Raw genomic sequence first — 10,375 nt, forward strand, 5'->3', positions numbered from 1 at the left:
GGCGGGCTTGTTCTATTTCTTGCCCATGCCCTTGACCAGCGAGAGCACCGCCAGAATCAGGAACACGACAAACAGGATCTTGGCAATCGAAGCAGCACCAGCGGCAATGCCACCAAAACCCAGCACAGCAGCCACGATAGCTACAATAAAAAAGATTACGGCGTAGTAAAGCATACGATTCTCCTCATCATCAGTACGTACAGGGACAGCACCTTGTCTGACGGGCCATCTCAACGACAGCTCATGAAATACCTACAGACAAAAAAAGGTTCCCACCCGCTAACGGTCGTACTTGTCGTAGAAGTCTTTAACCTCGCGCTCCGCCTCTTCGCGGGTACGGCCATAGCGCTCTTGCACCAGACCGGCCAATTGCGTGGCATCCCCTTTCACCTTGGCCCACTCATCATCCGTAATTTCGCCCCAGACGCTGCGGGCTTTACCGGCCAGTTGTTTCCATTTGCCTTCGATCGTGTCCTTATTCATACGTTTCCCCTTAGTAGGTCCGAAAAATAAATGACTTACGCTTCTGTGAACGCAACAGCTCTACCGTAGCGGAAGGCGAGCCACTCAAAGGCCACAGATTGAGGAGAAATGTAACAAATTAGCGATATGCCCTGTTCTGAACGAGGCAGGTCCCCTCACACGTCCTTTACGACCCCAAGACAAGGGGCCTCCCCTGCCTACCCAGTGAAAAACGAAAGGATTGGATGCAAAATACAGACAGGAGAAGGCCCAAGCCATTGACAGCAAAGCCTTTTTGCCCTATTATTTTTTGCTTGGCATTTTGCGTGTCAAGATTTTTTTATGTTAGATGGCATTACAGCGGGCTGTTATTGGCCTTTTACGCGATGCCTGTTTGACTCTTTAAGGGATTCCCTATGTACGCGGTTATAAAAACCGGCGGTAAGCAATATCGCATTACTGCTGGCCAAAAACTCAAAATAGAACAGATACCGGCAGACATTGGGCAAGAAATTTCGCTTGACCAGGTTCTGTCCGTCGGCGAAGGTGAAGCACTGCAAATCGGTGCTCCTTTCGTTGCTGGCGCTGTGGTCAAGGCTACTGTTCTTGCGCAAGGCCGTCACGACAAAATCAAGATTTTCAAAATGCGCCGTCGCAAGCACTACCGCAAAACGCAAGGCCATCGTCAAAACTACACCGAAATCCGCATCGAAGCGATCAACGCCTAAGTTGTTGCTAAAAGCGAATTTGGTATTTTCTTCATCTAGGAGCTAAAGAAATGGCACAGAAGAAAGGCGGCGGCTCTACGCGGAACGGCCGTGACTCACAGGCCAAACGTCTGGGCGTTAAAGTCTACGGCGGTCAGGTAATTTCGGCTGGCGGCATCATTGTTCGTCAGCGCGGCACTCAGTTTCACCCCGGCGTGAACGTGGGCATTGGCAAAGACCACACCCTGTTCTCCCTGGTCGATGGCAAAGTTAAATTTTCCATCACTGGTGCTCTGAACAAGCGTACCGTTTCGGTCGTTGCTGGCGAATAAGCCACCCGATCAAAGCGTACTCGCTGCGAAAAAGCCCTGCCGCCCTAGGCAGGGCTTTTTTTATGCATGGCCAACCCGCCATCGCCCAAACCCGCCCACCCGGCTTAGCCAGTCTCCCTACGGCCACAGCAAGAGATTAAAAATCGGCCACTATCACGGCACATACCGGCAGATAAGCCAATCTCCTATACACTAAGCAATTGGGGTTTTTGTTTAAAATGGTCTGCTCCCAGACCAGCAGCCCATACGGTTCTGCGGCCCCTGGACCTATACAGCACTCATCACCATGAAATTCGTAGACGAAGCGACCATTGAAGTGGTCGCAGGCAAAGGTGGAAACGGCGCTGCCAGTTTCCGCCGAGAAAAATTTATTGAAAAAGGTGGCCCCAATGGCGGCGACGGTGGACGCGGTGGCAGCATTTATGCCGAGGCCGACCGTAACGTCAACACCTTGATCGACTACCGCTACGCCCGCCTGCACCGCGCTCGCAACGGCGAAAACGGCCGTGGGTCCGACCAATATGGCGCGGGTGGCGAGGACATCACCCTGCGTGTGCCCGTTGGCACCATGATTTTTGACGCAGAAACCGGCGAGCAGCTGTTTGACATGAAGCGTCATGGCGAAAAAATAACCCTGGCCCAAGGCGGCGCCGGTGGTTTGGGTAACCTGCACTTCAAATCCAGTGTGAACCGTGCCCCGCGTCAATTTACCTACGGCAAGGAAGGCGAGCATCGCAAGCTGCGTCTGGAACTGAAGGTGCTGGCTGATGTCGGTCTGCTGGGTATGCCCAACGCCGGTAAATCCACGCTGATCACCCGCATTTCCAACGCCAAGCCGCGCATTGCGGATTACCCCTTCACCACCTTGCACCCCAACCTGGGTGTGGTGCGTTCGTCCGAAGCCCACAGCTTTGTAGTGGCCGATATTCCTGGCCTGATCGAGGGCGCTTCCGAAGGTGCCGGCCTGGGACACTTGTTCCTGCGCCACCTGACTCGCACCCGTATCTTGCTGCATTTGCTGGACGTATCCAGCCTGGACCCGGACGAGGATGTTGTAGCCAAAGTGGCTGCAGAGGCCCGTGCCATTGTTGAAGAACTGCGTCTGTACAGCGAAGAGCTGTACGCCAAGCCACGCTGGCTGGTTCTGAACAAGCTGGACATGGTCTCGGACCCGGAAGACCTGAAAGCCCGCCTGCTCAAAGAGCTGAACTGGGAAGGCCCGGTCTTTGGTATCTCCGCCCTGACCGGTGTCGGTACACAGGATCTGGTCTATCAGCTGCAGTCCTGGCTGGATGAAGAAAGCCGCAAAGAGCATATCGAGCAAGATATTGCCGACGGCACCCATATTTACGACGAGAGGTTTGCCCCAGACTGATCGTGCTACACAGGTCCAGGATCTAGACTCCAGGACTGAACCCCAAAATGCCCGGAAGACGCGGTTAAGCCAACCGCCCTACTCCTGGCATTTTCTCTATTTACACGCCAAGCGATGGATTTCTGAACTCGTCATGCAGCACTCTTCTCATTCTGAATCGGCCGTTGCGCAATCGCGCCGATTGGTTATTAAAGTAGGTTCCTCCCTGGTCACCAACGAGGGCAAAGGGATTGACCTGGATGCCGTAGAGCAATGGGCTACCCAGATTGCTCAACTGCATGCCCAAGGCAAGCAATTGGTGCTGGTTTCCAGCGGTGCCATTGCCGAAGGCATGGCCCGCCTGGGCTGGCCGCGCCGACCGAAGGCCATGAATGAGTTGCAAGCGGCGGCGGCCGTCGGCCAGATGGGCTTGATTCAAGCCTATGAAGTGGCTTTTGCCCGCCATGGTGTGCGCACCGCTCAGATTCTGCTGACCCATGAAGATCTGGCCGACCGCCATCGCTACCTGAATGCACGAGGCACCATCAACACCTTGCTGGACCTGGGTGTAGTCCCCATCGTGAACGAGAACGACACGGTGGTCACGGATGAAATCCGCGTGGGCGACAACGATACATTGGGCGCACTGGTCACCAATCTGATCGAAGCCGAAACCCTGATTATCCTGACCGACCAGGCTGGCCTTTACAGTGCCGACCCGCGCAGCAATCCTGATGCGCAGTTCATCTCGCTGGGACAGGCGGGCGATCCGACGCTGGAAGCCATGGCAGGCGGCTCGGGCAGCAATATCGGCACCGGCGGCATGATCACCAAAATCCTGGCCGCCAAACGCGCTGCGCAAAGCGGTGGCCACACCATTATTGCCTCTGGCCGCGAACAGCAAGTCCTGTCCCGCCTGGCGCAAGGTGAGCGCATCGGCACCGAGCTGCGTGCCACCCTGCCCGTACGCTCGGCCCGCCAACGCTGGCTGGTCGACCAGTTGCGTGTGCGTGGTCGCGTATCGCTGGACGAAGGCGCTGTACGTGCGCTGGTAGACGGTCACAAGAGCCTGCTGCCCGTCGGTGTCACCCATGTAGAAGGCGAATTTGACCGTGGCGACGTGGTGGCCTGCGTGGACAAGCACGGCGTGGAATACGCCCGTGGTCTGATCAACTACTCCTCGGACGACACCCGCCGCATCATGGGCCAACCCAGCCACCTGATCAATGAATTGCTGGGCAGCGAACACGATACAGAGCTGATACACCGTAACAATATGGTGTTCCCACGCAGTGCACCGGATCAGGACTAATCCTTGACCCCTACCCTGCCCGCCTGTTGAAATAGACGGATAAAACGTATCGAATTGCGACAGTGCGCGCGGTTTTTGCGCGCCTGATTGCAACACTTTCCCTTTCGGGCGATGCGCCCAAGGAACCGTATGAAGATCCTCGTGCTAGGTGCTGGCGTAGAAGGCGTAACCAGCGCTTATTATCTTGCCCGCCAAGGACACAGCGTAACGGTCATCGACCGCATGGCTGGGCCCGCTCTGGAAACCAGTTTTGCCAACGCCGGTCAGTTGTCCTTTGGCTATGCCTGCCCTTGGGCTGCGCCGGGTATCCCGCGCAAAGCCATCAAGTGGATGTTCGACGAGCATCCGGCCCTGACGATTCGCCCGGATGGCACGCTGACACAAATCAAGTGGCTGCTGGCCATGTGGCGCAACTGCACAGCAGACCGCTACGCCATCAATAAAGAACGCATGGTGCGTCTGGCTGAATACAGCCGCCACTGCATGGCCGAGTTGCGCGCCCAGACCGACATTCAATTCGAGCACCGTGCCCAAGGCACCTTGCAGCTTTTCCGTACGCAAAAGCAGCTGGACGGCATTGCCGCCGACATCGAGGTCCTGAAAGAAGCTGGCGTGCCCTACGAGCTGCTGTCCGCCTCCGAATTGCACACGATTGAGCCGGCTCTGCGCCACGTAGAGCACAAACTAAGCGGTGGCCTGCGCTTCCCGGAAGATGAAACCGGCGACTGCCAGATGTTCACCCGCCGCCTTAGCGAATTGGCCGAGAAGGAAGGCGTGGAATTCCGCTGGAACCAGAACATTCAGCGCATTCACAGCAACGGCACGCAGATCAGCGGCGTCCAAAGCTCCGATGGCCTGTTGACTGCCGATGCCTACGTGGTGGCCTTGGGCTCCTGGTCTACGGGTTTGATGAAAGACCTGCAGGCCATCCCGGTCTACCCGTTGAAGGGCTACTCCATTACCGCCACAATTGCGGATGCCTCGCGTGCGCCTCAGTCCACGTTGCTGGATGAAAGCTACAAGATCGCCCTGACCCGCTTTGATAATCGCATTCGCGTGGGCGGCATGGCCGAGGTCGTCGGCTTTAACAAGCGCCTGAATCCCCGCCGTGAACAGACCTTGCTGATGGTCCTGAATGATCTGTTCCCCGGCAGCTATCAAAGCGATGCAGATCTGCATTTCTGGACCGGCCTGCGTCCCAAGACGCCGGACAGCACCCCAATTGTGGGGCGTAGCCGCTACTCCAATCTGTTCCTGAACACCGGCCACGGTACGCTGGGGTGGACCTTGGCTACCGGCAGTGCACAATTGCTGGCTGATCTGATCAGCAACAAGGAGCCTGCCATCCGTGCAGACGACTTGTCGGTGCAGCGCTACTACTAAGCCCTGCCCCCCACAGCATGAACAAAGGCTCTGCCGGTATAACCGACAGGGCCTTTTTCAACTGCCCTGCCCTGATGACATCCTGACTAGGCCAGCAACTGGCAATTAGCAGCGAACATATAGCCCCAGTTATGAATCGAGCGGATAGGCAGAACCGTGCCTCCCTGGTTGAATTTGCGTCTCATACGGCTGACCAGAACGCCCAGGCGGTTGATATGCGAAGCACCGGGCGGATTGCTGATTACATCCGTTTTACTAGCCACAGCCCGCATCAACTCGTAATGACTGGCCCGGCGATCCTCTTCGCGCAGCAATCGGACGATGAAGGCGCGCTCCGTGCTGGTCAGGCTAAACGAGATCCCGACAGGCGATATCAAGGCCCAGCCCTCCTGATCCAGCACCCACTCCTGGGGCTGAGACGGTTCAGGAATGATGGGCATCTGCATCATGCGCCGCTGCAAGCTGTGCAAACTGGCTGCCAGCAACTCCAAAGACGCATCCCTGGGGCAAAACTGATCTCCGCCGCTATGCAAGGCTTGCAGCATGGCCGAGTCCGTCGCATCGGACTGCATCAGGATTCCAATTTGCGGACACAGCATACGTAAGCGCACGGCCGCCGAGCAGATTTCCGCCAAGGCCCCGCCCAACCAGGCAATACATATCGAACCGGCGTAACGGCCCCGCGTTTGGGCCAACTGCAGCAAAGCCGTCGCATCCGGGCAAAAAATAAGACGATAACCACGTTCTGCCAGAGCCTGAATTTGTTGTTCTAGTAAGTTTCGATCAGGGATAGCCGTGGCCAGGTACAGAACAACAGGACCGCCAGCAATTTCATTTGCAACCGACATAGTTGATACCTTAACTATAATGACATCTGATGACTATGCCGGACAGTATAAATCACGACTGTGATTTTTAATTAAAACCATCGTGTTTGGCTTTACATCAACAATCTGTTGTGTGAAACATTTCTCCGAACGCCTTCGCCACGCACGTCAACATCGCGGTCTTTCTCAGGCAGATTTGGCACGTCTATGCGGATTGACCCAGAGCGCCATCTCCAATTATGAAAATGGCACTCGTCGGGATGCACGTGAAATTCTGGAGTTGAGCAGAGCCTTGAATGTCAGCGCTTTGTGGTTGCGCAAGGGTATCGGCACGATGGAGTTCACGCAGGACAGCTACACATTGTCCGAACCCCTGGATGGTCCTCCCATTGTTACCTGGCCTTTCCGTCTGTTTTCCGTCGATGAAGTGGTTGCTTTGGCAGATGGCGAACGTGATTTGCTCGATCGCACTTTGCGTCATTTACTGGACGGCATGAAAAAACGCTAGGCACCGTACGTTCTACCCGCCTATACCGCCTGCCTTGTTAAACGCCCCTGACATTCAAGCTTTAAGCACAGGCTTGAACCCGACAAATCTGGTGCTGCCCCCATCTTAAGCTTCTCTTCGTTTCATTCAGCCGGTTAAGCCAGACATTTTTATCACATACGACATCTTTACTCAAAACCATCGTGCAGGGCGTTCCATGAACAATCTGTACTGTGAAACACTTCTCTGATCGCCTCCGCCACGCCCGCCTGCAACGCGGCTTTTCTCAAGCCGAGCTGGCTCGTCTGTGCAACCTCAGTCAAAGCGCCATCTCCAATTACGAGAGTGGTACGCGGCGTGACGCGCGCGAAATACTGGATCTGGCCAAAGCCCTGAATATCAGTGCTCAATGGCTGAAAAACGGGCTGGGCAATATGGAGCTGAGTGCAGCCCATGCCACCACCTTGCAAGACTCCGGCGAAGGCCCACCGATTGTGACCTGGCCCTTCAACCGCTTTTCCGTGGACGAGATTGTGGCTTTGCCACCCAAAGAGCGTGACCACCTGGATCAAACCATCCGTCATCTGCTCAACGGTATGAAAAGAAAATAAGCCTTATACGTCCACAAGCAGCTCCAAGATACCTATACTTGTCAGCACGCAGGGGTACTCGCCATTTGGCGGGTTGAGATAAACCCTCGTACCAGTACGGATAATGCCGATGCTGGGAGCGTGTGCCACAGGTGCAATGCCTGCACGGCACTTCTTCCTATATCGGCTCCACCATTTCTTTGGAGCTGCAATGACAAGCAAAACCCCTTCTTTTACGGCCACAGCGGCCAGCGTAGACCCGGCTGCGATCCAGCCCTTACCCAACTCCCGAAAAATCTACCAAACCGGCTCACGGCCTGATCTGCGTGTGCCTTTTCGGGAAATCTCCCTGGCTGATACGCCCAGCCACTTCGGCGCCGAGCCGAATCCTCCCTTAAGCGTTTATGACACCAGTGGTCCTTACACGGACCCCTCGGTGCAGATCGATATTCGCAAAGGCCTGCCACCGCTACGCCAAGCCTGGATCAGCGAGCGCAAGGACACCGAGTTGATGGCAGGACTCAACAGCCAGTACGGTCAAGCCCGCCAGGCCGACCCGGAACTGGACACGTTACGCTTCGAGTTGAAGCGTCAGCCTCGACGCAGCATTTCAGGAGCCAATGTCACGCAAATGCATTACGCACGGCGCGGCATCATCACTCCCGAAATGGAGTTTGTGGCGATTCGGGAAAATCTGCGACGCGAGCAATACATTGAAAGTTTGCGGGCCAGCGGTCCGCAAGGCGAAGAGATGGCTCGTCGCCTGACCAAGGTACACCCTGGTCAAGGTTTCGGCGCCAGCTTGCCCACCACGGTCACCCCCGAGTTTGTTCGTGATGAAATTGCGCGTGGCCGAGCCATTTTGCCCGCCAATATCAACCACCCGGAAACCGAGCCCATGATTATTGGCCGCAATTTCCTGGTGAAGATCAACGCCAATATCGGTAACTCCGCCCTGGGCTCCACCATTGGCGAAGAGGTCGAAAAAATGACCTGGGCGATTCGCTGGGGTGCGGACACCATCATGGATTTGTCCACGGGCAAGAATATCCATGAGACGCGCGAATGGATTATTCGCAACTCGCCGGTTCCTGTCGGTACGGTGCCTATTTACCAGGCCTTGGAAAAGGTCGGCGGCATTGCCGAAGATCTGACTTGGGATATTTTCCGCGACACCTTGATTGAGCAGGCCGAGCAAGGCGTGGACTATTTCACCATTCATGCCGGTGTGCGTTTGCCCTTTATTCCCATGACGGCCAGCCGCATGACAGGCATTGTTTCGCGCGGTGGTTCCATCATGGCAAAGTGGTGTCTGGCGCATCACCGCGAAAGCTTCCTGTACGAGCATTTCGAGGACATCTGCGAGATCATGAAGCAGTACGACGTGGCTTTCTCGCTAGGCGATGGCTTGCGTCCCGGCTCGGGCTATGACGCTAATGATCAGGCACAATTCGCGGAACTGCGTACCCTGGGCGAGTTGACCCAGGTAGCGTGGAAGCATGATGTTCAAGTCATGATTGAAGGTCCTGGTCATGTGCCTTTGCATCTGATTCCAGAGAACATGCAGTTGCAGCTGGAGCACTGTCATGAGGCCCCCTTCTACACCTTGGGGCCTTTGGCAACAGACATTGCGCCGGGCTACGATCACATCACTTCCGGTTTGGGTGCGGCGATGATTGCCTGGCAAGGTACGGCGATGCTGTGCTATGTGACGCCCAAGGAGCATCTGGGCTTGCCGAACAAGAAGGACGTGAAGGACGGCATCATCACTTACAAGATCGCAGCACATGCCGCGGACTTGGCCAAGGGGCATCCTTCGGCGGCATTCCGGGACAATGCCTTGTCCAAGGCACGCTTTGAATTCCGTTGGGATGATCAGTTCAATCTGGGTCTGGACCCGGATACAGCGCGTGAGTTCCACGACGAGACTTTGCCTAAAGACTCCATGAAAGTGGCGCACTTCTGCTCCATGTGTGGGCCCAAGTTCTGCAGCATGAAGATTTCGCAGGATGTACGGGACTATGCCAAGGCTAATGGTCTGGATGAACAGTCCGCTGTGGATCAGGGGATGAAGGAAATGTCAGTGCAGTTTGTTCAACAGGGCAGCAAGCTGTATCAGGAGGCTTGATGCTGCGTTGAATACGGGCCTGGTGTGAACATGATCTTTGTTTGATCAGGCCTTGATGGGTTAAAGCCCTGGGTGGATTCTTTCTGCCTGGGGCTTTTTCTTTTTGGAGCTCCGTCATCTCATTTGATTGGAAAGCGAGGTTTAACAGTCAGAAGAGATCGTTGCTGAAGACGCCAGTTAAGCCTAGCTTCAGGGTGTCCGGGCTGAGGGTTTGCCGGTGCTGCGCACCGGTGCCCTTGTCAGGAGATAGCTACGGGCGCATCCTGAACTCGCCGGGTACTTGGTCCCCCGGACCAAGTACAAACGTCCGGCTCAAACAGCAGGATGCTTGCACCCCTACGCTATCTCCCGACCGCGGCAAACCCTCTGAACCGCCCGGACACCCTGAAGCTAGGCTCAACTGGCTCACAATCGTTTTTTTCTGGACAGTTCAAACTGCATCCTTGAATGGCGTGTGGCACTTTCCTGGTCTGCGTCGAATCTCTGACCTCTGACCTATCACCCATCACCTATCACCTATCACCTGAGACCTTTCACCTCCGACCTCTCTCCTCAGTCCCTTCACCTCAGACGCCAAACCTCAGACCCAAGATCCGAGATCCGAAATCCCAAATCCCAAATCCCAAATCCCAAATCTCACACCCAGACCCTCAATACATGATTGCTTGAATAGCCACGGTATGAGCCCTTGGGGGCGGTGGGCACCCGGAGGGGCGATTCAGAGTACTTGCCGCAGGCGAGGGCTCGATCGGGGGTGCAAGCACTCTGCTGTTTGAGCGGGACGCTTGTGGTT

11 protein-coding genes are annotated in these 10,375 nt (G+C 55.7%); 8 read left to right on the forward strand and 3 right to left on the reverse strand.

The features are described from left to right. Positions 1–12 precede the first annotated feature (12 nt). Entirely contained in the window at positions 13–174 is a 162-nt protein-coding gene (locus OSH04_RS15510) for a DUF1328 domain-containing protein (protein WP_009460570.1), read from the reverse strand. A gap of 105 nt (positions 175–279) precedes the next feature. Beyond that, positions 280–483, reverse strand: a complete 204-nt coding sequence (locus OSH04_RS15515) for a CsbD family protein (RefSeq protein ID WP_009460568.1) — start codon at positions 481–483, stop codon at positions 280–282. A gap of 395 nt (positions 484–878) precedes the next feature. Here OSH04_RS15515 and rplU point away from each other — a divergent pair, with 395 nt between their 5' ends. From rplU to OSH04_RS15540, 5 genes are all read left to right on the forward strand, one after another. Beyond that, on the forward strand, positions 879–1,190 hold the full coding sequence (rplU, locus tag OSH04_RS15520) for a 50S ribosomal protein L21 (protein ID WP_003801901.1): 312 nt from the start codon (positions 879–881) through the stop codon (positions 1,188–1,190). 50 nt (positions 1,191–1,240) lie between these two features. Continuing rightward, entirely contained in the window at positions 1,241–1,501 is a 261-nt protein-coding gene (rpmA, locus tag OSH04_RS15525; protein WP_009460566.1) for a 50S ribosomal protein L27, read from the forward strand. Positions 1,502–1,787: 286 nt separating this feature from the next. Further along, positions 1,788–2,876 carry a GTPase ObgE gene (gene obgE / locus OSH04_RS15530; RefSeq protein ID WP_009460564.1) on the forward strand — a complete coding sequence of 363 codons (1,089 nt, stop codon included), beginning with the start codon at positions 1,788–1,790 and terminating at the stop codon, positions 2,874–2,876. Positions 2,877–3,009: 133 nt separating this feature from the next. Continuing rightward, positions 3,010–4,167 (forward strand): glutamate 5-kinase, encoded by a 1,158-nt coding sequence (proB, locus tag OSH04_RS15535; protein WP_026484420.1) that lies wholly within the window; start codon positions 3,010–3,012, stop codon positions 4,165–4,167. Between the two features lie 129 nt (positions 4,168–4,296). Further along, positions 4,297–5,550 carry a D-amino acid dehydrogenase gene (locus OSH04_RS15540; RefSeq protein ID WP_009460560.1) on the forward strand — a complete coding sequence of 418 codons (1,254 nt, stop codon included), beginning with the start codon at positions 4,297–4,299 and terminating at the stop codon, positions 5,548–5,550. Between the two features lie 86 nt (positions 5,551–5,636). Here the strand turns inward: OSH04_RS15540 and OSH04_RS15545 are convergent, their stop codons facing one another. Continuing rightward, positions 5,637–6,398: a helix-turn-helix domain-containing protein gene (locus tag OSH04_RS15545; protein WP_035270428.1), complete on the reverse strand. Its 762-nt coding sequence runs from the start codon at positions 6,396–6,398 to the stop codon at positions 5,637–5,639. Between the two features lie 112 nt (positions 6,399–6,510). Here OSH04_RS15545 and OSH04_RS15550 point away from each other — a divergent pair, with 112 nt between their 5' ends. From OSH04_RS15550 to thiC, 3 genes are all read left to right on the forward strand, one after another. Continuing rightward, positions 6,511–6,885 carry a helix-turn-helix domain-containing protein gene (locus OSH04_RS15550; protein ID WP_022983603.1) on the forward strand — a complete coding sequence of 125 codons (375 nt, stop codon included), beginning with the start codon at positions 6,511–6,513 and terminating at the stop codon, positions 6,883–6,885. Between the two features lie 212 nt (positions 6,886–7,097). Then, positions 7,098–7,475 (forward strand): helix-turn-helix domain-containing protein, encoded by a 378-nt coding sequence (locus OSH04_RS15555; protein WP_022983604.1) that lies wholly within the window; start codon positions 7,098–7,100, stop codon positions 7,473–7,475. A 190-nt stretch (positions 7,476–7,665) separates the two neighbouring features. Further along, the gene (gene thiC / locus OSH04_RS15560) at positions 7,666–9,582 is read left to right on the forward strand and encodes a phosphomethylpyrimidine synthase ThiC (protein WP_009460552.1); all 1,917 of its coding nucleotides are present in this window, start codon (positions 7,666–7,668) and stop codon (positions 9,580–9,582) included. The last annotated feature ends 793 nt before the right edge of the window (positions 9,583–10,375 follow it).

Source organism: Alcaligenes nematophilus (genome assembly GCF_026344155.1).
Taxonomy (GTDB): domain Bacteria; phylum Pseudomonadota; class Gammaproteobacteria; order Burkholderiales; family Burkholderiaceae_B; genus Alcaligenes; species Alcaligenes phenolicus.

Coding starts and splice junctions, on each gene's coding strand:
- OSH04_RS15540 (WP_009460560.1), top strand. CDS start 4,297: ATGAAGATCCTCGTGCTAGGTGCTGGCGTAGAAGGCGTAACCAGCGCT.
- proB (WP_026484420.1), top strand. CDS start 3,010: ATGCAGCACTCTTCTCATTCTGAATCGGCCGTTGCGCAATCGCGCCGA.
- obgE (WP_009460564.1), top strand. CDS start 1,788: ATGAAATTCGTAGACGAAGCGACCATTGAAGTGGTCGCAGGCAAAGGT.
- OSH04_RS15545 (WP_035270428.1), bottom strand. CDS start 6,398: ATGTCGGTTGCAAATGAAATTGCTGGCGGTCCTGTTGTTCTGTACCTG.
- rpmA (WP_009460566.1), top strand. CDS start 1,241: ATGGCACAGAAGAAAGGCGGCGGCTCTACGCGGAACGGCCGTGACTCA.
- rplU (WP_003801901.1), top strand. CDS start 879: ATGTACGCGGTTATAAAAACCGGCGGTAAGCAATATCGCATTACTGCT.
- thiC (WP_009460552.1), top strand. CDS start 7,666: ATGACAAGCAAAACCCCTTCTTTTACGGCCACAGCGGCCAGCGTAGAC.
- OSH04_RS15510 (WP_009460570.1), bottom strand. CDS start 174: ATGCTTTACTACGCCGTAATCTTTTTTATTGTAGCTATCGTGGCTGCT.
- OSH04_RS15515 (WP_009460568.1), bottom strand. CDS start 483: ATGAATAAGGACACGATCGAAGGCAAATGGAAACAACTGGCCGGTAAA.